Here is a 25,070-nt window from a genome sequence, read left to right as displayed (position 1 = left end):
CAATCAGCCAATGCTGATCTGGTCACCCATATAGGGCTGTAGCACCTGTGGAATAGTGATGGAGCCATCTGACTGCTGGTAATTTTCCATCACGGCCAGCAACGTGCGGCCCACAGCCAATGCAGAGCCGTTCAGAGTATGCAGCAATTCCGGTTTTCCGGTCTCCGGATTGCGCCAGCGGGCTTGCATCCGGCGGGCCTGAAAATCACGAAAGTTACTACAGGATGAGATTTCGCGGTAACGCTGCTGGGATGGCAGCCATACCTCGATATCATAGGTGCGAGCGGCAGAAAACCCCAGGTCGCCACCACAGAGGATAATGGTTCGGTATGGAAGCTCCAGCTTCTGCAATATTAGCTCTGCGTGGCCGGTCAGTTGCTCCAGTGTTTCGGTGGATTTTTCCGGATGGACAAACTGAACCAGCTCTACTTTTTCAAATTGATGCTGACGTATCATGCCGCGTGTATCCTTGCCATAACTGCCGGCTTCGCTGCGAAAACAGGGGCTGTGGCAGGCAAATTTTACCGGCAATTGAGTCGCATCGAGAATGGCATCGCGAAAGACATTGGTGACGGGAACTTCGGCCGTCGGGATCAGATAAAGGTCGCGATCGTCGGTTAACTTAAAGAGATCTTCTTCAAATTTCGGCAACTGCCCTGTACCAAACAACGACTCGCTGTTGACGATATACGGCACATTGATTTCCTGGTAGCCGTGCTCGAGCGTATGTGTGTCCAGCATGAACTGGATCAGTGCACGATGTAACCGGGCAATATCCCCACGCATAACGGAGAAACGAGAACCGGTAATTTTGGTGGCTGTTTCAAAATCGAGGAGTCCACAACGCTCACCAAGGTCCACATGATCCCGCACGTCAAAATCAAAAGTTCTGGGTTGGCCCCAGCGACGAACCTCTACGTTATCCTCTTCGGACTTGCCTGAAGGGACTTCCTTATCGGGGATATTGGGCACATTGCGCAAATAATCATCCAATTGGCGCTGAACAGCGTCGAGCGCATCGTCAGCTTTCAAGGCAGCAATTTTTAACGCCTCGCCCTTCTCTTTGAGAGGCGCAATATCGTCACCTCGCGCCTTGGCCTCGCCAATCGCCTTGCCCATGGATTTTGCGTAAGCATTTCGTTCGGCCTGCAGTGATTGGGCTTTTTCCAGAAGGTCACGACGCAGTGCCCCCAGTTGATTGAGTTTTTCGATATCCAGAGTGAAACCCTTTACTGCCAGGGCAGCGGCCACAGTTTCCGGTTGAGAGCGAACGTATTTGGGATCCAGCATGGGGAGGGAAAGTCCTAAAGCAAACGAGTCAGCACAATGGCAACCAGGGTTCCGGAGAGGCATAAGACCAGACTCAGGAAAACATAGACGCCAGCCAGCGCAAGGTGGCCATTTTGCCACAAAGCAAGCGTATCAAGCGAGAAGGCTGAGAAAGTCGTGAATGCACCGATAAAACCCACCATCAACAGATCCCTTAATGCGGCGGGCAGTATGCCACGCTCTATGATGAGTACGTAAAAAACACCCATCAATACAGAACCTGCCACATTAACGAGCAAGGTGCCGAGGGGAAAACGGTTACCGAACAGCGAAAAGACCAGCGAATTCACACCAAAGCGGGCCATTGCCCCCAGCGCGCCGCCAGTCGCAACCACTAGCCATTGCATTAATCATTCCCCTGATAACGTTTGACCGTGCTCGCTTCATCCAGATTGCGGAGATGGCGTAGTTTTTCAGTGATCTGTTTCTCTAATCCCCGATCTGAGGGGAAGTAGTACTGCTTGTTTTTGAGTGCCTCGGGAAAATAATTTTCTCCGGGTGAGTAGGCCCCCGGCTCATTGTGTGAATAACGATATTCTGCGCCATAATCAAGGGATTTCATCAGCGCAGTGGGTGCATTTCGCAAATGCAGGGGAACATCATGGCTTGGCATACTGTGCACATCAGCTTTGGCCTGATTAAAGGCCTGATAAACGGCATTACTCTTGGGCGCTGCCGCGAGATAGAGAACAGCCTGGGCAATAGTCAACTCACCCTCCGGACTACCCAAACGCTCCTGGGTTTGCCAGGCATCGAGAGCAACACTCAAAGCTCGCGGATCGGCATTGCCAATATCCTCACTGGCCATTCTTACCACACGGCGGGCGATGTAAAGAGGATCACAGCCGCCATCCAGCATGCGCGTATACCAATAGAGCGCAGCATCCGGTGAAGAGCCTCTCACCGCCTTGTGGAGTGCGGAAATCTGGTCGTAAAAGTATTCCCCGCCCTTGTCATAGCGACGGGTATCACCCAGCAGTACTTCTTCCGCCACATCCCGGGTGATCTGTCCGTTGTTCGCGAGATCACTGGCGATTTCCAGAAGGTTGAGGGCTTTTCTGGCATCGCCATCAGCGGCAGCCACTAATAACTGTACCGCATCCTCTGCCATATCGAGCTTTCGTGTACCCAGGCCTCTTTCAGTATCACTCAGGGCCTGCTGAATGATACGTGTCAGCTGCGCAGTATCGAGACTGCGCAAAACGTATACCCGGCAACGCGAAAGCAATGCATTGTTCAGCTCAAAAGACGGGTTTTCTGTGGTCGCACCGATCAACACGATAGTGCCATCTTCCACATAGGGTAAAAATGCATCCTGTTGCGATTTATTGAAACGGTGTACTTCATCAACGAAAAGGATTGTTCGGCGCGACTGCTGATCGCGAATCGCTTGGGCCTGAGCAATCGCAGCCCTGATCTCTTTTACTCCGACCAAAACAGCAGAGACCGCTTCCAGATGGGCATCCACAGAGTTGGCCACCAGACGAGCCAGGGTGGTTTTACCCACCCCTGGCGGGCCCCAAAAGACCATTGAATGTAGTTGACCAGACTGGATTGCCTCACGGAGAGACCGTCCTTCACCAATCAAATGCGCTTGCCCGGCAAATTCGTCCAGCGAACGCGGACGCATTCGGGCTGCCAGCGGCTGGGCGATATTCTGAGCGAACAGATCACTATTCATCGCGGAGAATATCAACCCCCTCCGGTGGGATGAACGTGAACAGCTCGGGGGATAGCGGACAATTCAATTTGGCATTTGAAAACTCTATTTCAGTGCGTTGACCCAGACCATCCCAGAGTTTCATGCCAGTGGGTTTCTTGCCAGCAAAGCTGAGTGTCAGCTTTTCATAAAGATTGTCATCAGTCAGTGGAATCAAGGTGAAAACTGTCAGCTGACCATGCTCCACAGACACCTGATAAGCCTGTTCAAGCGCAGCCAGATCACCAACAAAAAGGACGGCTGGCGTTCTGCTGAGATCATCGCTAAAGGGTCGAACAGTTACCTGCTCAAGATCGGGATCAAACAGCCAGAGCGTTGTGCCATCAGAAACAATCAATTGCTCCATGGGTGGGGATGTTTCCCATCTCACCCGGCCTGGCCTGGCAGCCTGAAGGTGGCCAGAGGTTTGCTGCAGGAGATCACCTTCAGTGGCATAAACGGTCTGAACAAACGCTGTATCCAGCGTATTCAGATCAATCAGTTGTGCGCGCAGTTTTTGGGCGGCATCTGCCGCACCTTCAGCAAAAAGCAACGTGCTGATCGACACCATGAAAAGCAGAAGAAGCGACTGCCAAACTCTATTCAACTGTGCCTGCCTCACTAATGATGCCCACTAGTCTCTTCCCGCCCCGGGTGCCAGAACCTCACGATTACCGTTGGTCCCCATTTCACTCACCACACCCGAAACCTCCATTTGCTCTATCAGTCGTGCAGCGCGATTATAGCCGATGCGCAATTTTCTCTGCACAGATGAAATGGACGCCTTGCGTGTTTTCAGAACGATGGCTACCGCCTCGTCATACAGTGGATCTGACTCGCCGTCACTATCTGCATCGCCACCCTCTGAAGAAAATCCGGGAACCATAATTGAGCTGGTCGCCCCTTCGTCAGTGATCTCATCAAGATACTGGGGCTCCCCCCTGCGCTTCCAGTCGGCAACCACTTTGTGAACTTCATGGTCATCCACAAAAGCACCATGCACCCGAATTGGCACACTGGTGCCTGGAGGTAGATATAACATATCCCCATGCCCGAGCAGCTGTTCTGCACCACCCTGGTCGAGGATAGTCCTTGAATCAATTTTGGAAGAGACCTGGAATGCTATACGAGTCGGTATATTAGCCTTGATCAACCCTGTTATCACATCGACTGATGGACGTTGCGTGGCAAGAATCAAGTGAATCCCTGCTGCCCTCGCCTTCTGCGCAATACGGGCGATCAACTGTTCTACTTTCTTGCCGACAATCATCATCATGTCGGCAAATTCGTCAATGACCACCACGATATAGGGCAGTTTCTCGAGATCCGGCGGTGTCTGACCGCCCTCTTCCGAAAACAAACTGGCATTTTCATCGGGGCGCCACAATGGGTCAGGAATGGGTTTTCCTGCTGCAGCGGCGTCAGCGACCTTTCGGTTAAACCCGGCCAGGTTCCGCACACCCATGGCAGACATCAATTTATAGCGGCGTTCCATTTCTCCAACGCACCAGCGCAGGCCACTGGCAGCATCCTTCATGTCGGTGATCACCGGCGTCAGCAAATGGGGGATCCCCTCGTATACCGATAGCTCCAGCATTTTGGGATCCACCAGAATCAACCGCACATCTTCCGGACCAGCCTTGTAGAGGAGACTCAACAGCATCACATTAATGCCAACCGACTTACCTGAACCCGTGGTACCCGCCACCAGCAAATGAGGCATTTTCCCCAGATCGGCGACGACGGGAAAACCTGAAATATCATTTCCCAAAGCCAGTGTCAGCGGAGATTTGGCGTGCTCGTAGGTTTCCGAGGACAACACTTCTGCAAGACGGACAATTTCGCGGTGCTCGTTGGGTATCTCAATACCGACTACCGATTTGCCGGGAATCACCTCCACAACCCTGACGCTGACAACCGCCAGAGAACGGGCTAAATCTCTTGCCAAATTGCTGATTCTACTGGCTTTTACGCCGGCTGCAGGCTGCAGCTCAAAACGGGTGACTACCGGCCCCGGCAAGACCTCAACCACTTCGGCACTGATACCAAAGTCCTGGAGTTTTACCTCCAGTTGTCGGGACATCGCTTCAAGGGATTCTCTCGAGTAGCCCTTATCGCCACTTTTATCTACTTTATCCAACAGATTGATAGGGGGTAAGCTGCCGCTGACTGGCTCATCAAAAAGCGGACTTTGCCGCTCTTTTTGCACGCGGACACTAACGGACTCCTGCTTTACCGGTGTCTGAATAGTGGGCGGAATACGCGTTGCCTCTTTCTCCGCCCTTTTGGCTTTTACCTCGCGCCGATGAGATTGAGCGACTTCAGCATGCCGGGCTTCTTCCCGGCGAGCCCTGTAATCGGCAATGCTGTGACGCACCAACTCAAGTCCTCGCAGGGTAAGCCGCCCCGCACCATCTATTAATGCCATCCATGACAAATCCGTAAATACCGTAAGACCGAATAGAAAAATCGCCAGAAGGATTAATGTGCTGCCAACAAAACTGAAGGCTGTAGACGCCGCCGCAGAAACGGATGCGCCCAATATGCCGCCGACCCCAAAGGGTAGCGAAGTTGGCACACTGCCATAGTGCAAGGCAACGAGCGAGGTGGCACAGGACATCACGAGGATCAGCCCCAGAATACGCAATGCAAAGACGACGCCGTCAAAACCACCCCGCTGCTGGCGATAGGCACGGAATACACCCCATGCCCGCACGGCCAGCAAAATCGGAAAAAGATAGGAAATATAGCCAAACAGGGAAAAAAATACATCCGACAGCCAGGCTCCCATTGGCCCTGCAGCATTTTCGACCCGGTTCTCAACACCGGTATGCGACCAACCAGGATCGCTCGGGGTATAACTGATAAACGCCAGCAATAGATACGCACAGACAGCCAGCCAGCCAATCAGCGCACCCTCTCTGAGAATAAGTTGTCCCCTGGAGGGCGATTGCTCACCATTGTCATCACGGGTTTTTGATTGCTGCTTCTCTCTACTCAACTGGGCCATCCAGGTTTTTCATTGCTGTTCGCTATTGTAATGGCAGTAAGTTGAAATACCAGCAGTGCCAGGCCGCATAATCCCGGTATATTTCACCCATAGAGAAATGCTATTTTGTCTGCCGTGTTCCATTCTTTATGATAGCCAAAGGCTCTTTGAATCTAACTGAAATCCAATTCTGCAGGAAACCTGAATATATGTCGGCTGTACAACACCATAAACTCATCATCCTCGGCTCCGGCCCCGCTGGCTATACTGCTGCTGTCTATGCTGCCCGCGCCAACCTCGACCCTGTCATTATTACCGGCATGCAGCAAGGGGGGCAGTTGACCACGACCACTGACGTGGATAACTGGCCAGGCGATGCCGAGGGTGTGCAGGGACCTGACCTGATGATGCGCATGCAGGCTCACGCGGAACGCTTTGATACTCAGATCATCTTTGACCATATTGAGCATGTTGACTTGAAACAGCGCCCTTTTTTGCTAAAGGGCAGTCAAACCTTCAGTTGCGATGCGCTGATTATTGCCACAGGGGCTTCAGCACAGTATCTCGGATTGCCATCGGAAGAAGCGTTCATGGGTAAAGGCGTAAGCGCCTGTGCCACCTGTGACGGCTTTTTCTACCGCGGACAAAAGGTCGCGGTTATCGGCGGGGGAAACACCGCCGTCGAGGAAGCGCTTTACCTGTCAAATATCTGCAGCGAAGTTACACTGATTCATCGGCGGGAGACCTTACGCTCCGAAAAAATATTACAGGACAAGCTCTTTGATCGCGCCAAGAACGGTAACATCACACTCCTGTGGAATCACACTCTGGATGAGGTGCTGGGTGATGACACCGGGGTTACCGGGTTGCGCGCTGTGAGCACGATCGATGGTGAGGCCACAAACATTGCGTTATCGGGTGTATTTATTGCCATTGGCCACAAGCCGAACACGGGTATATTTACAGACCAGCTCGAGATGAAAAATGGCTATATCGTCGTTCATGGAGGCAGTAATGGAAATGCCACAGCCACTAGCGTAGAAGGTGTCTTCGCCGCAGGTGATGTCGCCGATCATGTGTATCGTCAGGCAGTCACCTCTGCCGGTTCCGGTTGTATGGCGGCGCTGGATGCTGAAAAATATCTTGATGCACTAGATTGACAATGCAAGAAAAGTTAACCCTGCTTGATCACAACAACCCCCTTTTTCCAAACCCGGAAAAGGCACTGAAAGAGCCGGCAGGACTGCTGGCCATTGGTGGAAACCTCACAACTGCTACCCTTTTATCCGCCTACCGTCAGGGTATTTTCCCCTGGTACGAGCACGGACAGCCCATATTGTGGTGGTCTCCAGACCCTCGGGCAGTTATTTACCCGGAACAGATACATATTTCACGATCACTAAAGAAATCGATAAAACGCAGTGACTGTCAAGTACGTACAAACACGGCTTTCTCGTCAGTTATTGAGCTCTGTTCAGCCCTCAGATCCAACAGCCTCAGCGGAACCTGGATTACCCATGAAATGAAGCGCGCCTACATCGCGCTTCATCGAGAAGGTCATGCACACTCGGTCGAAATCTGGCAAGACAATACACTTGTCGGTGGATTATATGGCGTCCTGATAGGACGTGTGTTTTGCGGTGAATCGATGTTCAGCCTGGTTAAAGACACGTCCAAAATGGCCCTTGTGACATTGGCTGAAATAATGTGCCAGCAAGGGGAACCCTGCTTGATAGATTGCCAGATCAGTAACGACCACCTGCTTTCAATGGGCGCGACAACCATTCCGCGAGCAGCGTTTCTCGACCAACTACAAGCATTGAAGGACGAGCCTTTCGACGGAAATTTTGGGCATAACTCCCCAGTGGGTTTAAACTGACAAGACAACATTCACCAAGTTAAGCAGTATTATTATGTCCAGGGATATTTCACCAGACGTCAAGGCCATCAGGCTCTTTCTGACTGAGCCCCATGCCTGTAGTTATCTAGAACATCAACAAGCGACAACGGCGTTTGTCGATCCCGGTTTAACAGTTGACCAAAATCTCTACAGTTACCTGTCTGGCCTGGGTTTTCGCCGCAGTGGACGGTATATCTATGCCCCTCGCTGCAAGCATTGTAATGCCTGTATTCCCGCAAGGATTCCGGTGGCACAATTTAAACCTGACCGCCAGCAACGTCGGTGCCGCAAGCAGAATGGCGATCTCAGCATTTGGCTGACCCGCATGGTCAACGAAAGCGAACACTACCCTCTTTACCGGCAGTATCTCAACAGCCGCCATGCCGACGGTGACATGTACCCACCGACCATTGGTCAATATCGTGATTTTATCAGCAATGTTCGTGACTATAGTGCCATGCTGGAGATTCGCTTAAAGGGTGAGCTGATTGCGGCAGGTCTTGTGGACATACTCAATGACGGCCTCTCCGCCATCTACACCTACTATTCACCAAAGTCTTCGAAACGCAGTCTGGGCACTTTCTCGATATTGGCAGAGCTCATGCTGGCAAAGGAGATGGGGCTTCCCTATCTTTACTTGGGATACTGGATAAAGGACAGCCCAAAAATGGCTTACAAGGACAGATATCAACCGTTAGAGTTGCTCAGAGATGGTGAATGGGCACCAATGAATTGACATTACCCGATTTTCAGGCAGAATGCGCCACTTCCAGAAGAAACCGTTCGCGGAGAATACAGGCAGCATGTCGAAAGAAGATCATATTGAGATGGAAGGTGAAGTGGTAGACACGCTTCCCAATACAACCTTTCGCGTAAAACTGGAGAATGGGCACATTGTTACAGCACATATTTCCGGAAAAATGCGCAAAAATTACATACGCATCCTGACCGGAGACAAGGTCAAGGTCGAACTCACACCCTATGACCTGAGCAAGGGTCGAATCACCTATCGTGCTCGCTAATTCGACCCTTTTGACATCATAATCAAGCCTCTTCAACCTCTGTCTCAATCAGCAACTCACCGTCTTCTGATACTGAAACATGTACAACGCCTCCGGAAGATAAATTGCCGAACAACACTTCTTCTGCCAGTGGCTTCTTGATTTTTTCCTGTATCAAACGAGCCATGGGTCGAGCACCCATTTTCTCATCGTAGCCATGTTTGGCTAACCAGTCTCTGGCCTCGTCATCAACCTCGAGCAATACGCGCTTGTCATCCAGTTGTTGCTGCAACTGGCTGAGGAACTTGTCGACCACGGTATGAATTACGCTGCTGTCCAGCGACTTGAATTGAATAATTGCATCCAGACGATTCCTGAACTCCGGAGTAAACAGTTTGGTAATCGCGGCCATGCCATCCGTAGTATGGTCCTGAGTCGTAAAACCAATCGAGCTGCGACTCATCTCTTCAGCACCGGCATTGGTCGTCATAATCAGAATAATATTTCTGAAATCTGCCTTTCGCCCATTGTTATCAGTAAGTGTTCCGTGGTCCATCACCTGTAATAAAAGATTGAAAACCTCCGGGTGGGCCTTCTCAATTTCATCAAGTAACACAACGGCATGAGGATTTTTAGTCACAGCATCTGTTAACAGTCCACCCTGGTCAAAACCCACATAACCCGGGGGGGCACCTATCAGCCTGGAGACGGTATGTCGCTCCATATACTCCGACATGTCAAAACGCAGCAATTCAATACCCAGCACTTCAGCCAGTTGCCGCGACACCTCGGTTTTACCCACACCTGTCGGCCCGGAAAACAGGAAAGAACCAATCGGCTTTTCGCCTTCTCTAAGGCCTGCACGGGCCAGCTTGATCGAAGTAGAAAGCGCTGAAATCGCTTCATCTTGACCAAAAACGACCATTTTCAGCTTGTCTGTGAGGCCTTTCAGCTGCTCCTTGTCAGAGGCAGAGACACTTTTTGGCGGAATTCTTGCCATTTTCGCGACAATCGCCTCCACATCGCCGACACCGACGACTTTTTTTCGTTTCGACGGTGGCTGCAACTGCTGATAGGCACCCGCTTCATCAATGATGTCTATTGCCTTGTCTGGCAAAAAACGATCGTTAATGTGGCGCGCAGACAGTTCTGCTGCGGCTTTCAGGGCAGCCTGAGTAAACTTCAGCTTGTGATGCTCTTCAAAACGGGACTTGAGCCCCTTGAGGATGCCCACAGTCTCCTCAACAGTAGGTTCAGACACATCAATTTTCTGGAAGCGACGAGACAGCGCCCTGTCTTTTTCAAAAATGCCACGATACTCCTGAAAAGTAGTCGAACCGATACAACGGATTTTTCCGGACGTCAAAAGCGGCTTTAACAAATTTGAGGCATCCATAACACCACCGGACGCAGCACCAGCACCGATGATGGTATGAATTTCGTCGATAAAGAGGATCGCCCCCTCCTTCTCACGAAGTTCGGCAAGCACACCTTTGAACCGCTTCTCAAAGTCACCACGGTATTTAGTACCCGCGAGCAAATCGCCAAGATCGAGGGCATAGACAACGCTGTTGCGAAGCGTCTCTGCCACTTTCTCTTCGACAATCATTTTAGCGAGACCTTCGGCGATGGCCGTTTTACCCACACCGGCTTCACCGACCAGAAGCGGATTGTTCTTGCGGCGGCGAGCGAGCACCTGACAGACACGCTCCACTTCCTCAACACGCCCCACCAAGGGATCGATATAGCCTTTACTGGCCTGAGTATTTAAATTGGTAGTGAATTGCTCCAGCAGGCTACTGCTGTTATTTTCCGCCTCAGCGGCACTTTCTTCCTGAGGAGATTCAGCGTCGTGCTGCTCCGACTGGTCTGCGTATTTGGATATTCCGTGGGAAATATAGTTAACCACGTCGATTCTGGCTACATTTTGCAGACGGAGGAAGTAAACGGCCTGACTTTCCTGCTCACTGAATAACGCGACCAGTACATTATCACCCTGCACCTCGCTTTTACCGGAGGATTGCACATGAAACACAGCGCGCTGCAGAACACGTTGAAAACCGAGTGTTGGCTGAGTGTCTCTTTCCTCAAGCTCGTCGGGGATTAGTGGTGTTGTAGACTCAATAAACTCATCCAGGTCGTGGCGAAGTACATTGATGTCGACACCACAGGCCCTCAGTACCTTGAGTGCTGACTCATTGTCCAGTAATGCGAGCAATAGGTGTTCTACCGTCATGAATTCGTGACGTTTGTGACGGGCCCCTTTAAAAGCCTTGTTCAGGCTGAGCTCAAGCTCTCTGCTTAACATATATCGATACCTTTAAACTCTACTTTAGAGATCATCATCTTCCGAGGGTTCTACTTCACAAAGTAATGGATGTTCATTTTTCCTGGCATACTCGTTCACTTGTGCGACTTTGGTTTCTGCAACATCCCGCGTATACACACCACATACGGCCTTGCCGTCCAAATGGACCTTCAGCATTACTCGCGTCGCCACTTCACGGTTCATGCCAAAGAAAATCTCCAGTAGCCCGACAACAAACTCCATCGGAGTGTAATCGTCGTTAAACAAAACCACCTTGTATCTCTTTGGGCGTTTGAGTTCAGGTGATGCTGCTTCGACAACGGCAGCGGTGTTGTGTTGCCACTCCTGTTGCTCGTCATCTTTGTCACCGAAATAAATCTTCAAGCTCATGTTCATAAATCTTGTCAGAATCAACAGCTTCTATCTTACATATTAATACGCTATTTGCGGGCTTATTCTAGTGATAAGAATAAGTTTATATCGATTTTTTGCCATTATGGGAGACTTGACTTGATCAATCTTTCGTTATAGAAAACGCTTTTGAGCAAAAAATATACACTATAAATGCTCTTTAATTGGCAGGGTTATAACCTGTGGTTGTATAACAGCCATGCCTAATAATAGAAAACCCGATGAGAGGTTGAGTATGCCGTCAGGAACAGTCAAGTGGTTCAACAATGCTAAAGGCTACGGGTTTATTCTGTCGTCAGATGGCGTGAGTGATGTCTTTGCCCACTATTCAGCTATTAATATGGAAGGTTATAAAACCTTAAAGGCCGGCCAAGAAGTGTCATTTGATCTCGCCGAGGGACAGAAAGGTCTGCACGCTTCCAACATTATGCCTTTGATCGACAATACAGAGATTACCGAGACTGAACCCGAATCCGACGGACACGTCGAAAATGGGAATAATTAGTGTCTCCCCGGTCATAAAAAAGCCCCCGTCCCATTCCTGAGGCGGGGGCTTTTAAATAACAGCGCTTACATTCTGGCGATCATCGCATCGCCAAATTGAGATGACGACAATAAGGTTGCGCCATCCATGAGACGTTCAAAGTCGTACGTGACCTTTTTCTCTGAAATCGCGCCCTCAATCCCCTGGATTATCAGATCAGCGGCTTCATTCCAGCCCATGTGCCGAAGCATCATTTCAGCAGAGAGAATCAGTGAGCCGGGGTTAACCTTATCCTGACCAGCATATTTCGGCGCAGTACCGTGGGTAGCCTCGAAGATGGCAATATTATCAGAGAGGTTGGCACCTGGAGCGATACCAATACCACCCACCTGGGCAGCAAGCGCGTCCGACAGGTAGTCACCATTCAGGTTAAGTGTGGCAATGACATCATACTCAGCTGGACGCAAAAGCACCTGTTGCAGCATCGCATCTGCAATCACTTCCTTGATAACAATTTCTTTACCGGTATTCGGGTTCTTTATGACCTGCCAGGGACCACCGTCCAAGGGCGTGGCTCCGAACTCATCTCTGGCTACTTCAAAGCCCCAGTCACAGAACGCACCTTCAGTGAATTTCATGATGTTACCCTTGTGCACCAGGGTTAGGGATGACTTGTCCTGATCAATCGTGTACTGAATGGCTTTGCTGACCAACCGTTTGGTACCCTGCTCTGAAACAGGTTTGACACCAATACCACAATTCTCCGGGAAACGGATTTTTGTCACGCCCATTTCATTGCGGAGGAAATTAATGACTTTCTTGGCTTCATCAGTGCCTGCTCGCCATTCAATGCCGGCGTAAATATCCTCTGAGTTCTCACGGAAGATACACATGTCCACTTCACCTGGTTTTTTGACCGGAGAAGGAACGCCCTGGAACCAGCGAACCGGACGCTGACAGACATACAAGTCGAGCTCCTGACGCAGAGCCACATTCAATGAGCGGAAACCTCCACCCACCGGCGTTGTCAATGGACCCTTGATTGAAACACTAAACTCTCTGATAGCATCCAGCGTCTCGGCGGGAAACCAGTCACCATCATAAATTTCTGCAGCTTTTTCACCGCAATAGACTTCCATCCAAGAAATTTTCTTGCTGCCCGCGTAGGCTTTTTCAACGGCAGCATCGACAACCTTGATCATCACGGGTGTGATATCTACACCGATACCGTCACCTTCGATGAACGGAATAATGGGGTTGCTGGGAACATTGAGAGAATAATCGGAATTAACTGTAATTTTTTCACCATCAGTTGGTATCTGGATGTGCTGATATCCCATTGTTGGCTCCATATGTTGGGTAGGTTACTAGTGCGTTATTGTCGGGTTTGAAACAAATAATTCTTGGTTTTATTGTTGTATAACTTTAGAAACGCATAAGATGTTATCACAAACACACATGCCCTTGTAGTTGATTTACATAACTTAAGGGCATTTTAGCCCCAAAAAATATGCTTCCAACCCATGGCCAATCTCCTGCTCTTCAATAAACCCTACGGCGTCTTGAGCCAGTTCTCTGATTGTGATGGGCACCCGGGTCTGGGGCATTACCTCAAGCAACCAAACATTTATGCCGCTGGACGGCTGGACCATGACTCGGAAGGCCTGCTCCTGTTAACCGACGATGGCAAATTACAATCCATCATCAGCAATCCGCGACACAAACTGAAGAAAACATACTGGGCCCAGCTCGAGGGTGAAATAACGCAACCGGCATTGGCTCAACTGATACGAGGCGTGAAGCTCAAGGATGGCATCACCCAGCCCGCTTCGGCCAAACTGATCGATCCACCCCTGCTCTGGACGCGAAATCCACCCATAAGGCAACGACAAAACCAGCCTACCAGTTGGATAGAACTGCAAATTTCAGAAGGCAAGAACAGGCAGGTGCGCAGGATGACGGCGGCAACCGGCTTTCCTACACTGAGACTGGTCAGGGTTGCCATTGGTAACTGGGCACTTGAGAACCTGTTGCCGGGGGAATACCGCTGGGAAACTGTTCACCTACCGGCCACAAAGCCCCACAGGCAGCGCCCAAAGAGACCAAAATGATGGATCAAATTCACCTGACGGTAGCCGTGGTTGTAGAGCGTGAACACCGCTTCCTCATGGTCAGGGAAATTCGCAACGGGCTCGAGGTATACAACCAGCCCGCAGGACACGTTGAACCTGGGGAGACGCCCATTGAAGCCGCCATCAGAGAAACGCTGGAAGAAACCACCTGGCATGTTGTACCCGCTGCAATCATCAGCTTTACGACCTTTCGGGCGCCCGCAAACGGCATAACCTACTACCGTCTGGCTTTTGCCGCAGACGCCGATCGGCCTGACCCGCTTAGGGTTATCGATCAGGATATCGAGGAGGCGGTTTGGCTGACTTATGAAGAAATACTACAAAAACGACAACAGCTACGGAGCCCCATGGTTCTCGAAGCAATCGAAGATTACCGTAGAGGCATCTTCTATTCATTGGATTTACTGAAAACTCACCGGTAAAATCCGCTCCCCTATGAACTCACCCAAAAAAGTCATTGTCGGCATGTCCGGCGGCGTAGACTCCTCTGTCACTGCTTTGCTGTTGCAACAGCAGGGCTTTGATGTGGAAGGTCTATTCATGAAGAACTGGGATGAGGATGATGGCACCGAGTACTGCACTGCCCGCCAGGATCTCACAGATGCCCAGGCCGTTGCAGATTCGCTGGACATTCATCTGCACACCGCCAATTTCGCTGCCGAATACTGGGACAACGTTTTTGAGTACTTTTTAGCCGAGTACAGAGCCGGTCGCACACCGAATCCCGATATCCTCTGTAACCGGGAAATCAAGTTCAAGACATTTCTCGACTACGCCCGGATTCTGGGCGCCGAGGCTATCGCCACTGGCCACTACGCAAGACGTCTTGACAGCAATGGGCAAACCTTTCTGCTGAAAGGCCTGGACAACAACAAAGATCAGAGCTACTTCCTGCACGCTGTTGATGAGGCCGCTTTTTGCCAATCGTTGTTCCCCCTCGGCGAATTAGAAAAGCCGGCCGTGCGGGCTCTCGCGGAACAATATGGCCTGGCTACAGCAAGGAAACGGGACTCCACCGGTATCTGTTTTATCGGCGAACGTCGTTTCAAGGATTTTCTCGAGCAATACATACCGGCACAACCCGGCGATATCGAAAGTCCGGAGGGCGTTGTTGTCGGCATCCATCAGGGCTTGATGTACCATACGCTGGGACAACGTCAGGGGTTGGGCATTGGCGGCCTTCGAGGCGCCACAGATGACCCCTGGTACGTGGTGGGCAAAGACCTCCCCAGAAACGTACTGATTGTCGCCCAGGGTGCGGAGCACCCGCTCTTGTACAGTGACAGCTTGAGTACTGCTGAAGTCCACTGGATCAACGGATTACCCGCCCACAATGAATTCCGATGCAAAGCCAAGGTTCGCTACCGACAAGCTGATCAGGAGTGTACCGTCACGAAGAATGACGATGGTTATCAGGTCCTGTTTGATGAGCGACAGCGGGCTGTAACCCCCGGACAATCCGTGGTGTTTTACGATGGAGAGATTTGTATGGGTGGTGGGGTCATCAATCACACATGGAATTCAGTCGAGTCGTTATGCTGCTAAAGAAACCCACAAAAGATCAGATTATTGCGCTCAGCGGCGTGTTTCAGGCTTGCCAGCTCGTCGAGACGCTGGCAAAAACCGGATCAATCCCCGCAGATCGTTTTCAAGTCTGTATCGAGAGCCTGTTTCAGCAAAACCCGGACAACACCGAACAGGTATTCGGTTCAGTCGAGAACCTCCAGCTGGGCATGGAAACCCTGCAGGAGCTACTGACATTACAGACGACCGCCAAGCAGTCAGACACGCTACGTTACGCCGTGGGCGTCATCCACCTATCCAGAAAACTGCTGAACAATAAAACCATGATTCACATGATCGGAGAGCGGCTGGAACAGGCTGACCGCCAGGCAACCCACTTCTCTTCTGTTAGTCATACCAATGTCATTGCAAATCTGGCGCAGATCTATCAGGACAGTATCAGCACATTCCGCTATCGCATTCAGGTAAATGGTTACGCGGGATACCTGCAGCAGGACTCTATTGCCCAACGAATACGCTGCCTGCTTTTTGCCGGCATCAGAGCAGCCATCCTGTGGCATCAACTGGGCGGCAAACGCTATCACTTGATTTTCAGCCGCAAACAGCTCCTGACTCAACTCCACACACTGCGCACCTAACTTTAAGATGCTCGGTAACTTTCCCTGAAAACCCCAACCACATCGGGTAAAATCTGCGGATTTCCTGATCCGGACACAAGATAATCTCATGAACTTTTCTGAACTTACTGCCATCTCCCCGATTGATGGTCGCTACAGCAGCAAAACTGAGCCACTACGGGTGGCATTCAGTGAATTTGGTTTAATCAAACACCGTGTGACCGTGGAAGTTCGCTGGTTGCAACAGCTGGCATCCCACCCGGACCTGAAGGAAATCCCGCCATTTTCAGATAGCGCCAACGAAGTACTGAATCAGTTGGTGGAAAACTTTGCTGAGCAGGATGCTGCACGAATCAAAGACATCGAGCGCACCACCAACCATGATGTAAAAGCGGTTGAATACTTTATCAAGGAGTCCATCGCTGCAAACCCGGAGTTACTGGCGGTATCAGAATTTGTCCACTTTGCCTGTACGTCCGAGGATATCAACAACATCGCCCATGCGCTGATGTTGAAGGAGGGGCGCGATCAAATCCTGTTGCCTCAGGTTGGCCAGATTGTGCATCAACTGAGCGAATTGGCCCACCGTTATGCCGACGTACCCATGCTGGCTCGCACCCATGGACAGACTGCCTCCCCGACGACGATTGGCAAGGAGATCGCCAATGTTGTCTACCGGATAACGCGACAACTCACGCAGATTCGGCAGGTATCGTTGATGGCAAAAATTAACGGTGCCGTTGGCAATTACAACGCGCATCTGTCTGCCTACCCAACCGTGGACTGGGCAAGCAATGCGGAAACGTTCATTACGGGCCTGGGGCTGGAGTGGAATCCCTATACCACTCAAATTGAACCCCACGACTACATTGCAGAACTGTTTGATGCCATAGCCCGGCTCAATACTATCCTGATCGACTTCAACCGCGATATCTGGGGCTATATTTCTCTCGGCTACTTCAAACAGAAAACCATTGCCGGAGAAGTGGGTTCTTCCACCATGCCGCACAAGGTAAACCCGATAGATTTCGAGAATGCCGAGGGCAATCTGGGCATTGCCAACGCCATCTTTACCCATCTGGCACAAAAGCTGCCGATTTCCCGCTGGCAAAGGGATCTCACCGATTCCACCGTACTGCGCAATATGGGTGTGGGTTTCGGATACAGTTTGATTGCCTATCAGTCGACATTAAAGGGTATTGGCAAACTGGAACTGAACCAATTGCGATTGGATGCTGATCTTGATGGAGCATGGGAGGTTCTTGCCGAACCGGTACAAACCGTGATGCGCCGTTACAATATTCCGGAGCCCTACGAAAAACTGAAGGCCCTGACACGCGGGCAGGCAATCACGCGGGAAGCCATTCAGGCATTTGTCGACACACTGGATATCCCTGAAACAGCCAAAACCGAACTGCTCGCTTTGACACCGTCCAATTACATAGGCAACGCCCCCACTCAGGCAAAAGCGATCTAATTTTTATCCAGTTTCTCCAGGCAAACCAAATTTTGAATGCCGCCAGGTTTTAGCGAGGACAGCCATGCCCATTCCATCCATTCTCGGAACCTTGTCGACCGAGGAGTTTCTCGCTGAATACTGGCAGAAAAAACCGCTGCTGATCCGGAATGCCTTTCCCAATTTTGAGTCACCACTCACGCCCGATGAATTGGCAGGGCTGTCTCTGGAAGAAGAGGTCGAATCACGCATTGTCTTTGAAAAAGGTGAGTCCGGCCCCTGGGAGCTTCAGCATGGACCTTTTGATGAGAACGTTTTCGCTCAACTCCCCGAAAGTTGCTGGAGTCTTTTGGTCCAGGGCGCCGATCTGTGGGTACCGGAAGTCAAGGCTTTGCTGCCCCACTTCAATTTTCTGCCACCCTGGCGAGTCGATGACGTCATGGTCAGTTATGCCCCGGTCGGCGGTAGCGTCGGCCCCCACTTCGACTATTACGATGTGTTTCTTCTGCAAGGTCTGGGACAGCGTCGCTGGCAGGTTGGCCAGTTCTGCGATCAGCAATCACCGCTTGTAGCCGGCACACCACTCCGTATCCTGCAGGCCTTTGAGGCAGTGGATGAATGGGTTCTGCAGCCGGGCGACATGCTTTATCTGCCGCCGGGGATCTCCCATTGGGGGGTCGCAGAAAATGATTGTCTCACCTACTCAATCGGTTTCAGGTCACCATCGCTCACCGATATGCTTGACGACCTCACCACAGAACTGATGACGCAGGGGAATAGCTGCTATTACCGGGACCCATCCCTTACGCCTCGCATGGCAACCGAAGCGGTTGATCCTGCCTTTATCGAGCAGGTACAAGCCATGCTCAGGGAGCTGGCAGAAGATAAAACGTTGCTGGGCGACTGGTTTGCCCGCTACATGACCGCACCAAAGTACCCGGAATTGGTCGATGAAGCGGACGTTGATCGACGCGCCACGATTGATGGCAAGCGTTATTTAAACGGCGAACAGGTCGATAAGTAGCTCACCACCTTCGGCTTGCTGACGACCACCTGTCAATCACCTGTCAGTAGCAACGCCACCGCCGGGCCAACGGGTATCGGTCACGCCTGAACGACGACCACCCTGTTCGGCAATGGCCTGAACTTTGCCCAGCACTCGGGTGTGAGGAGATGTCTCATGCCCCATTTCTTCAAGTATCCGGATAGTATCGGGGCTAATACCTCGCTCAAATACAACCTGGTCAGGCAACCATTGATGATGAATACGGGGTGCCGCAGCAGCTTCGGCAATATTCATATCAAAATCGAGATGGTTGAGAATATGCTGCAGCACCACCGTAATAATGGTGCTTCCCCCCGGGCTACCCGTTGCCATAACCGGTTTTCCGTCCTGGAATACTATCGTCGGCGTCATTGAAGACAGGGGCCGTTTTCCCGGACCGATAGCATTGGCTTCTTCACCGGTTAGCCCGTAGGCATTGGGAACACCGGCTTTTGCCGAGAAATCATCCATTTCATTGTTGAGCAGAAACCCGCCGCCCGTCACAGCAATACCACTGCCGTATGAAAAATTCAGTGTATAGGTATTGCTCACTACATTACCCTGCTCGTCCCATACGGCAAAATGGGTCGTTTGGGGACTCTCTTCAGGCACAGCCAGGTGTGGCTGGACGTCCTCCGACCGACTGGCTCTGTTCAGATCAATGGCCTTGCGCAACTGCGCTGCGTATTGCTTGTCAATAAGCCGGTCTACCGGAACCGGGTAATAGTCCGGGTCACCAAGGTGTCTGCTGCGGTCAGCATAGGCGCGCCGCATGGACTCTATCAGGCGATGCAGGTAAGCGGCGCTGTTGTGGCCATGGGACACCAAATCCCAGCCCTCCAGTATATTGAGCATCTGTATGAGGTGGATACCACCAGAGGAAGGCGGCGGCATGGAATCAATTCGATAATCACGATAGGTTCCAGATACAGGCCTGCGCTCAACAACCCGATATTTAATCAAATCGCGGGCTGTAATCAGTCCATTGCCCTTCGCCATCTCATCGGTAATCAGTTTGGCAACCGGACCGCGATAGAATCCATCGGCACCTCTGGCCGCGATAAGCTCCAGCGTGGTCGCCAGATCAGCCTGGCGCCATAGGCTGCCAACCTTTAAGGGCTTACCATCTGCGCGAAAAAAATAGCGGGAAGATGCCGGGTGGGACTGTAACCGGGGTGCAGCCTTATCGAGTGAAGCAGCCAGTTCATGGTTCACAACAAAGCCCTTTCTGGCCAGTGCGATAGCCGGCGCCATCACTTTTGACAGGCTCATCGTGCCGTAACGTTCAAGAGCGTGAACCAGGCCAGCCACTGTCCCGGGGACACCGGCAGCCTGATGGCTAAATCGGGAGAGAGATTTATCAACTTCCCCGTTGTGGTCAAGAAACTGATCCTGTCGGGCGGCAGCCGGAGCCATTTCGCGGTAATCAATAGCCAGTGTTTTATCTTTCTCAGCCAGATACACCATCATGAACCCGCCGCCGCCGAGGTTGCCGGCCTGAGGCAGTGTAACGGCCAGCGCAAAGCCAGTGGCGACGGCTGCATCCACTGCATTACCTCCCCGCTTCAAAATGTCGGCACCCACCTGACTGGCCAGATACTCCTGGGATACAACCATGCCGCTATCAGAATAAACCGGATGAAAGCGGTCGTCGTATTCAAAAATTACCGGCGCATCGTCGGCATAAAGCATCGCCGGCAATAACATCGCCACCAGTATCAACCGTAAGATTAAAACACCCACATTTATTCCTTGTTGTCTTCCAGTACTGATCTTAGCGTAACACCCACCACTGTTTATATGGCTATCCCACAGCTAAGATAATCAGAAAGAGGGGGTGCTCTGTGGAAACCATTGATTTTTTTCCTATTGAGGTTGAACAAACCAGTTGGCAAAACGCAAATGTTCAACTCGAAACAATACGCCATCAAGTATTCGTCGAGGAACAGCATGTACCCATTGAAGAAGAGATAGATGAGTACGATCCAGTGGCCATTCACTGGCTTGCCTATGGACCTGACGATGTTCCTATGGCGACAGCCCGAATGCTGCCAGATGGCCAGATTGGCAGAATGGCGGTATTAAAGGACTATCGACAGATGGGTGTCGGGTCTGCACTGATGCGAAAAATAATCAAATATGCCGTCCGGGAGGGGCAACAGGAACTGACGCTGAATGCGCAGATCCAGGCATTACCTTTTTATGAGGGCTTCGGTTTCACTGCACAGGGCGAAACTTTTCTTGATGCCGGTATCCCACACAGGAAAATGGTACTGGATCTGCACCTATATACAGACCACACACCAAAACCGGTTTTGAAAGAAATTGCCGAAGAAGACCGCCAGAGAATTTTCGTTGAGGGTCTGGATCAATTCCGTGATCAGGCTGTATCACTGGTGCAGCTGGCCCACCGGGAGATTCGTATTTTCTCAGAGCGACTGGAAGCGGCTATCTACAGCAATACCGGGTTTTGCGATGCCATATACACATTTGCCACCGGCCACCCGCTGGCCAGGGTGAACATACTGGTCAGGGATCTTTATCAGGTTACACACCAAACCAACCAGCTCAAGGAACTCTGTCACCGCCTGCCAAGCCGCATCCAGATGCGAAAATTCAATTCACTGGAACCCTGTCTGCACCGTGAGTTTTTATTAATCGACAAGAGCGGCATACTTTACAAACAAGAGCCTGAGCGGTTTATCGGTTATGCCGTGCAATATGCTCCACTGGAAGCGATTGAGCTTGTGGAAGAGTTTGACAACCATTGGGAGCAGGGAGAAGTGGACCCCGAGTTGCGGCGCCTGCACATCTAGAGCGAGACTGCCATTTTTTAGCCGAACACAAAAAACGCCGTTCCTGGGAACGGCGTTTTCTCCGGCAGTGTCGACGATTACTGTAGCTTCGCCTTCTGCCGATAGGCATGCAACAGGGGTTCAGTATAACCACTGGGCTGCACGCAGCCTTTGAACACCAGATCACATGCTGCGGCAAACGCCACACTGGTATCAAAGTTTGTCGCCATGGGACGATAATCGGGATCGTCAGCATTTTGGCCATCGACAATTTTGGCCATGCGCTTCATGGTTTCCATCACCTGCCCTTCACCGCAAATGCCATGGCGCAACCAGTTGGCTATGTGCTGACTGGAAATACGCAAAGTCGCGCGGTCTTCCATAAGACCGACATTATTGATGTCAGGTACCTTCGAGCAACCAATGCCCTGCTCCACCCACCGAACCACATAACCGAGAATGCCTTGGGCATTGTTGTCCAATTCTTTCTGAATATCCTCTGCAGTCAGCTCACCATCCAGCAGTGGAATGGTCAAAATATCATCCACACTGGCGGGAACCCGGTTAGCCAGTTCATTTTGCAGGGCAAAAACATCAATCTGATGGTAGTGAATCGCGTGCAATGTTGCCGCAGTGGGTGAAGGTACCCAGGCAGTATTGGCACCTGCTTTCGGGTGACCTATCTTGGCCACCATCATGTCGGCCATATGGTCTGGAATCGGCCACATACCCTTGCCTATCTGGGCGCGGCCTTTCAGTCCACAGGCCAGTCCCACATCCACATTCTGGTCTTCGTAGGCGGTGATCCACTTCAGGGTTTTCAACTGGCCTTTTGGTGCAAATGGACCCGCTTCCATACTGGTATGGATTTCGTCACCCGTGCGGTCGAGGAAACCTGTGTTAATAAAGACCACACGCTCACTGGCAGCGCGAATACACTCTTTCAGGTTTACAGAGGTGCGACGTTCCTCATCCATAATGCCCACTTTCAGGGTATTTCTGGGCAGAGCAAGGGCATCTTCCACCGCATTGAACAGGCGGTTGGTAAATGCCACTTCTTCCGGACCGTGCATTTTCGGCTTTACGATATAAACACTGCCGGTTTTACTGTTTCGGACGGCGCTATTGCCTTTCAGGTCATGGATAGCGATCAGGCTGGTGATCATGGCATCCATAATCCCTTCCGGAATTTCATTGCCCGCAGCGTCGAGGATCGCAGGGTTAGTCATCAGGTGACCCACATTGCGGACAAACAACAGGCTGCGACCCGGTAATACCAGCGTATCACCGGCAGGTGTGGTGTATTCCCGATCGGGGTTCATACGACGCACAATGGTCTTGCCAGCTTTGTTGAGGGTTTCCTCAAGGTCGCCCTTCATCAGGCCAAGCCAGTTGCGGTAGACCAGCGCCTTGTCTTCGGCATCGACAGCGGCCACGGAGTCTTCACAGTCCATGATAGTGGTCAGCGCTGCTTCCATCAGGATGTCCTTGACACCTGCCGCGTCTGAAGAGCCGATCTGGCTGTTTAGATCAATTTGAACTTCCATGTGTATCTTGTTGTTTTCAAATAGAATAGCGCTGGGATTTTCAGCTTCTCCGCGGTATCCGACAAATTTGCCCGGATCGGATAGCCCGACCTGACTACCGTCGTCCAGAGCAACCTGCAACTGGCCATCAACAACACGGTATTGAGTGGCCTCCTTGTGGGAGTGGCCGGCAAGTGGCGCTGTGTCATCAAGAAGTTTTCGGGCATACGCGATAACCAGGGCACCGCGAACCGGGTTGTACTTCGCCGTCTTATCGGCGCCACCGGTTTCCGGGAGGACATCCGTTCCATACAGCGCATCATAGAGGCTGCCCCAGCGGGCATTGGCCGCATTCAGGGCAAAGCGGGCATTCATCACGGGCACAACCAACTGCGGGCCTGCCTGGTGGGCAATTTCAGGGTCAACATTCTCCGTAGTAATCGAGAAATCCTCTCCCTCAGGAACCAGATAATCGATTTCTTTCAGAAAAGCCTTATAGTCGCGGAGGTTATGAGCCTGGCCGCTATGCTGCTGATGCCATGCATCAATTTTGGCCTGCAGCTGATCACGTTTTTTGAGCAGTTGACGATTTTGTGGCGCAAATTCATCGATAATCGCGCTGAATGACTGCCAGAAAGCATCCAGGTCAATTCCGGTGCCGGGGATAATGTCGTGTTTGACGAGGTCGTGAATGGCTTCGGACACCTGAAGTCCACTCACTTGAATACGTTCAGTCATGATTGAGCCCTGTGGTTACGATAGGGAAGACGAGTGAGAATTGTAGGGAAACCAGTGAGGATTTAGCAATTTTATAGGTATTATTTTCGCTATTTACTCAACGAATGACGCTGGCCATTATCAATCCAATGTTTTCGCCACGTCAGCAATGGTTCGCCGTATCCACTGATGTGCAGGATTGTGCTGCAATAGTGGACTCCAGGCCATTTTTAGCTCAATTTCAGGAATCTCAAAGGGTGGCTCGAGAATCACCACATGCGGGTTATCCACCAGTAGCGAGGCGGCCTTGGTTGGCAGAGTAATCACCAGATCATGCAACTCAGCCAGTCGCATGGCGGCCTGATAATGGCGGGTAAACACCCGAATACGACGCTTCTTGCCAATCCTGGTCAGGGCCTCATCGACCCAGCCAAGCCGCTGTTCAGCCCCGGGCTCCATACCGACCCCGACGCCCATCCCTGTTTTACTGACCCAGACGTGGCCGCTTTCAAGGTAATTGTCCAATGTAAAATCGTGAATAATCGGATTGTGGATACTCGCCACACAGGAAAACGTGTCGCGCCAAATGGTCATCTGATGAAACGATTGCGGCAACACGTCAAAACGGTTAATCACCAGATCAATACTGCCCTGCTCGACATCCTGATAACTGATATCGCTGGGCGTCAATACATCAAGTGTTATATTTGGAGCTTCAGAGCGCAAACGCCGCATCAGATGCGGCAACAATGTCGACTCGGTATAATCGCTGACAGAAATCCTGAAAACCCGGTCGGCCTCAGCCGCATTGAATTCACGGCGGGGAACGACCGCCTTTTCAACCGACGCCAGAACTTCCCGGACTATGGGCTGTAGCTGTTCGGCCCGCTCAGTGGGGGTCATGCCATCGCTGGTTCTCACCAGCAGTGGATCATTGAATAAATCCCGAAGTCGCCGCAGGCCATTACTCATGGCTGGCTGGCTGATACCCATATTCTCCGCAGCTCTGGTAACATTCCGCTCTTTCAGCAGCACATCCAGATACACCAGCAGATTCAGATCGACGTTTCTTATATTCATTTTAAAAATACCGAAAATAATAACTATAGATTAGCTAAATTTTAGGTCCGTGGCTAG

Annotated in this window: 23 protein-coding genes; 12 read left to right on the top strand and 11 right to left on the bottom strand. The window is 51.3% G+C overall.

The annotated features are described in order from the left end of the window. Positions 1-3: 3 nt before the first annotated feature. The 5 genes from serS to QZ516_RS04520 are packed head-to-tail and all read right to left on the bottom strand — an operon-like array spanning position 4 to position 6,038. Positions 4-1,290: a serine--tRNA ligase gene (serS, locus tag QZ516_RS04540; protein ID WP_297186805.1), complete on the bottom strand. Its 1,287-nt coding sequence runs from the start codon at positions 1,288-1,290 to the stop codon at positions 4-6. 14 nt (positions 1,291-1,304) lie between these two features. Further along, positions 1,305-1,676 carry a fluoride efflux transporter CrcB gene (gene crcB / locus QZ516_RS04535; RefSeq protein ID WP_297186803.1) on the bottom strand — a complete coding sequence of 124 codons (372 nt, stop codon included), beginning with the start codon at positions 1,674-1,676 and terminating at the stop codon, positions 1,305-1,307. Then, positions 1,676-3,010: a replication-associated recombination protein A gene (locus QZ516_RS04530; RefSeq protein ID WP_297186800.1), complete on the bottom strand. Its 1,335-nt coding sequence runs from the start codon at positions 3,008-3,010 to the stop codon at positions 1,676-1,678. Before QZ516_RS04530 ends, crcB begins: the two co-directional genes overlap by 1 nt. Continuing rightward, positions 3,003-3,635 (bottom strand): outer membrane lipoprotein chaperone LolA, encoded by a 633-nt coding sequence (gene lolA / locus QZ516_RS04525; RefSeq protein ID WP_297186798.1) that lies wholly within the window; start codon positions 3,633-3,635, stop codon positions 3,003-3,005. Before lolA ends, QZ516_RS04530 begins: the two co-directional genes overlap by 8 nt. Positions 3,636-3,662: 27 nt before the next feature. Then, a complete protein-coding gene (locus QZ516_RS04520; RefSeq protein ID WP_297186795.1) occupies positions 3,663-6,038 on the bottom strand; it encodes a DNA translocase FtsK in 2,376 nt (791 codons plus the stop codon). A 188-nt stretch (positions 6,039-6,226) separates the two neighbouring features. Between QZ516_RS04520 and trxB the strand changes: the two genes are divergently transcribed. From trxB to infA, 4 genes are all read left to right on the top strand, one after another. After that, complete coding sequence (gene trxB, locus QZ516_RS04515) at positions 6,227-7,177, top strand: thioredoxin-disulfide reductase (RefSeq protein WP_297186792.1); 951 nt, start codon at positions 6,227-6,229, stop codon at positions 7,175-7,177. Between the two features lie 2 nt (positions 7,178-7,179). Then, positions 7,180-7,896: a leucyl/phenylalanyl-tRNA--protein transferase gene (gene aat / locus QZ516_RS04510; protein ID WP_297186787.1), complete on the top strand. Its 717-nt coding sequence runs from the start codon at positions 7,180-7,182 to the stop codon at positions 7,894-7,896. Positions 7,897-7,930: 34 nt separating this feature from the next. Further along, positions 7,931-8,653, top strand: a complete 723-nt coding sequence (locus tag QZ516_RS04505) for an arginyltransferase (protein ID WP_297186785.1) — start codon at positions 7,931-7,933, stop codon at positions 8,651-8,653. A 67-nt stretch (positions 8,654-8,720) separates the two neighbouring features. Then, positions 8,721-8,939, top strand: coding sequence for a translation initiation factor IF-1 (gene infA, locus QZ516_RS04500; protein WP_036861763.1), 219 nt, complete (start codon positions 8,721-8,723; stop codon positions 8,937-8,939). A 22-nt stretch (positions 8,940-8,961) separates the two neighbouring features. Here infA and clpA read toward each other — a convergent pair whose 3' ends face one another. Further along, complete coding sequence (clpA, locus tag QZ516_RS04495; RefSeq protein ID WP_297186782.1) at positions 8,962-11,226, bottom strand: ATP-dependent Clp protease ATP-binding subunit ClpA; 2,265 nt, start codon at positions 11,224-11,226, stop codon at positions 8,962-8,964. Between the two features lie 24 nt (positions 11,227-11,250). Then, positions 11,251-11,616 carry an ATP-dependent Clp protease adapter ClpS gene (gene clpS, locus QZ516_RS04490; protein ID WP_297186779.1) on the bottom strand — a complete coding sequence of 122 codons (366 nt, stop codon included), beginning with the start codon at positions 11,614-11,616 and terminating at the stop codon, positions 11,251-11,253. Positions 11,617-11,872: 256 nt separating this feature from the next. On the opposite strand from clpS, the gene QZ516_RS04485 reads away from it, so the two are divergent. Further along, the gene (locus QZ516_RS04485; RefSeq protein ID WP_297187320.1) at positions 11,873-12,142 is read left to right on the top strand and encodes a cold-shock protein; all 270 of its coding nucleotides are present in this window, start codon (positions 11,873-11,875) and stop codon (positions 12,140-12,142) included. Between the two features lie 65 nt (positions 12,143-12,207). On the opposite strand, the gene icd is transcribed toward QZ516_RS04485, so the two are convergent. Continuing rightward, positions 12,208-13,461, bottom strand: a complete 1,254-nt coding sequence (gene icd, locus QZ516_RS04480) for an NADP-dependent isocitrate dehydrogenase (protein ID WP_297186777.1) — start codon at positions 13,459-13,461, stop codon at positions 12,208-12,210. Between the two features lie 183 nt (positions 13,462-13,644). Here icd and QZ516_RS04475 point away from each other — a divergent pair, with 183 nt between their 5' ends. The 6 genes from QZ516_RS04475 (at position 13,645) to QZ516_RS04450 (ending at position 18,874) form a co-directional block, all read left to right on the top strand. Then, positions 13,645-14,232: a pseudouridine synthase gene (locus tag QZ516_RS04475; protein ID WP_297186774.1), complete on the top strand. Its 588-nt coding sequence runs from the start codon at positions 13,645-13,647 to the stop codon at positions 14,230-14,232. Beyond that, on the top strand, positions 14,229-14,675 hold the full coding sequence (locus QZ516_RS04470) for an NUDIX hydrolase (RefSeq protein ID WP_297186771.1): 447 nt from the start codon (positions 14,229-14,231) through the stop codon (positions 14,673-14,675). The genes QZ516_RS04475 and QZ516_RS04470 overlap by 4 nt, the downstream gene beginning before the upstream one ends. 13 nt (positions 14,676-14,688) lie before the next feature. Then, entirely contained in the window at positions 14,689-15,798 is a 1,110-nt protein-coding gene (gene mnmA, locus QZ516_RS04465; protein ID WP_297186768.1) for a tRNA 2-thiouridine(34) synthase MnmA, read from the top strand. Beyond that, on the top strand, positions 15,768-16,415 hold the full coding sequence (gene hflD / locus QZ516_RS04460) for a high frequency lysogenization protein HflD (RefSeq protein ID WP_297186763.1): 648 nt from the start codon (positions 15,768-15,770) through the stop codon (positions 16,413-16,415). The genes mnmA and hflD overlap by 31 nt, the downstream gene beginning before the upstream one ends. 88 nt (positions 16,416-16,503) lie before the next feature. Further along, the gene (gene purB, locus QZ516_RS04455) at positions 16,504-17,871 is read left to right on the top strand and encodes an adenylosuccinate lyase (protein WP_297186760.1); all 1,368 of its coding nucleotides are present in this window, start codon (positions 16,504-16,506) and stop codon (positions 17,869-17,871) included. Positions 17,872-17,935: 64 nt separating this feature from the next. Next, complete coding sequence (locus QZ516_RS04450; RefSeq protein ID WP_297186757.1) at positions 17,936-18,874, top strand: cupin domain-containing protein; 939 nt, start codon at positions 17,936-17,938, stop codon at positions 18,872-18,874. 36 nt (positions 18,875-18,910) lie between these two features. On the opposite strand, the gene ggt is transcribed toward QZ516_RS04450, so the two are convergent. Beyond that, entirely contained in the window at positions 18,911-20,638 is a 1,728-nt protein-coding gene (gene ggt, locus QZ516_RS04445) for a gamma-glutamyltransferase (RefSeq protein WP_297186754.1), read from the bottom strand. 101 nt (positions 20,639-20,739) lie between these two features. Here ggt and QZ516_RS04440 point away from each other — a divergent pair, with 101 nt between their 5' ends. After that, positions 20,740-21,711, top strand: a complete 972-nt coding sequence (locus QZ516_RS04440; protein ID WP_297186751.1) for a GNAT family N-acetyltransferase — start codon at positions 20,740-20,742, stop codon at positions 21,709-21,711. 77 nt (positions 21,712-21,788) lie between these two features. Here the strand turns inward: QZ516_RS04440 and QZ516_RS04435 are convergent, their stop codons facing one another. Further along, positions 21,789-23,954 (bottom strand): malate synthase G, encoded by a 2,166-nt coding sequence (locus QZ516_RS04435; protein WP_297186749.1) that lies wholly within the window; start codon positions 23,952-23,954, stop codon positions 21,789-21,791. 120 nt (positions 23,955-24,074) lie between these two features. Next, entirely contained in the window at positions 24,075-25,013 is a 939-nt protein-coding gene (locus QZ516_RS04430; RefSeq protein ID WP_297186746.1) for a LysR family transcriptional regulator, read from the bottom strand. Between the last annotated feature and the right edge of the window lie 57 nt (positions 25,014-25,070).

Origin of the sequence: uncultured Porticoccus sp. (assembly GCF_913061305.1) — a bacterium.
GTDB lineage: Bacteria > Pseudomonadota > Gammaproteobacteria > Pseudomonadales > Porticoccaceae > Porticoccus.
Note: the sequence above shows the minus strand (reverse complement) of the source record. Positions and strands in the feature narration are given on the sequence as shown.

What these genes read in the sequence shown, in the direction of transcription:
- QZ516_RS04475 (WP_297186774.1), top strand. Translation starts at nt 13,645, where the DNA reads ATGGCCAATCTCCTGCTCTTCAATAAACCCTACGGCGTCTTGAGCCAG.
- clpA (WP_297186782.1), bottom strand. Translation starts at nt 11,226, where the DNA reads ATGTTAAGCAGAGAGCTTGAGCTCAGCCTGAACAAGGCTTTTAAAGGG.
- QZ516_RS04470 (WP_297186771.1), top strand. Translation starts at nt 14,229, where the DNA reads ATGATGGATCAAATTCACCTGACGGTAGCCGTGGTTGTAGAGCGTGAA.
- infA (WP_036861763.1), top strand. Translation starts at nt 8,721, where the DNA reads ATGTCGAAAGAAGATCATATTGAGATGGAAGGTGAAGTGGTAGACACG.
- trxB (WP_297186792.1), top strand. Translation starts at nt 6,227, where the DNA reads ATGTCGGCTGTACAACACCATAAACTCATCATCCTCGGCTCCGGCCCC.
- QZ516_RS04430 (WP_297186746.1), bottom strand. Translation starts at nt 25,013, where the DNA reads ATGAATATAAGAAACGTCGATCTGAATCTGCTGGTGTATCTGGATGTG.
- icd (WP_297186777.1), bottom strand. Translation starts at nt 13,461, where the DNA reads ATGGGATATCAGCACATCCAGATACCAACTGATGGTGAAAAAATTACA.
- QZ516_RS04520 (WP_297186795.1), bottom strand. Translation starts at nt 6,038, where the DNA reads ATGGCCCAGTTGAGTAGAGAGAAGCAGCAATCAAAAACCCGTGATGAC.
- clpS (WP_297186779.1), bottom strand. Translation starts at nt 11,616, where the DNA reads ATGAGCTTGAAGATTTATTTCGGTGACAAAGATGACGAGCAACAGGAG.
- QZ516_RS04450 (WP_297186757.1), top strand. Translation starts at nt 17,936, where the DNA reads ATGCCCATTCCATCCATTCTCGGAACCTTGTCGACCGAGGAGTTTCTC.
- hflD (WP_297186763.1), top strand. Translation starts at nt 15,768, where the DNA reads ATGGAATTCAGTCGAGTCGTTATGCTGCTAAAGAAACCCACAAAAGAT.
- mnmA (WP_297186768.1), top strand. Translation starts at nt 14,689, where the DNA reads ATGAACTCACCCAAAAAAGTCATTGTCGGCATGTCCGGCGGCGTAGAC.
- QZ516_RS04530 (WP_297186800.1), bottom strand. Translation starts at nt 3,010, where the DNA reads ATGAATAGTGATCTGTTCGCTCAGAATATCGCCCAGCCGCTGGCAGCC.
- purB (WP_297186760.1), top strand. Translation starts at nt 16,504, where the DNA reads ATGAACTTTTCTGAACTTACTGCCATCTCCCCGATTGATGGTCGCTAC.
- crcB (WP_297186803.1), bottom strand. Translation starts at nt 1,676, where the DNA reads ATGCAATGGCTAGTGGTTGCGACTGGCGGCGCGCTGGGGGCAATGGCC.
- serS (WP_297186805.1), bottom strand. Translation starts at nt 1,290, where the DNA reads ATGCTGGATCCCAAATACGTTCGCTCTCAACCGGAAACTGTGGCCGCT.
- QZ516_RS04485 (WP_297187320.1), top strand. Translation starts at nt 11,873, where the DNA reads ATGCCGTCAGGAACAGTCAAGTGGTTCAACAATGCTAAAGGCTACGGG.
- aat (WP_297186787.1), top strand. Translation starts at nt 7,180, where the DNA reads ATGCAAGAAAAGTTAACCCTGCTTGATCACAACAACCCCCTTTTTCCA.
- QZ516_RS04505 (WP_297186785.1), top strand. Translation starts at nt 7,931, where the DNA reads ATGTCCAGGGATATTTCACCAGACGTCAAGGCCATCAGGCTCTTTCTG.
- QZ516_RS04435 (WP_297186749.1), bottom strand. Translation starts at nt 23,954, where the DNA reads ATGACTGAACGTATTCAAGTGAGTGGACTTCAGGTGTCCGAAGCCATT.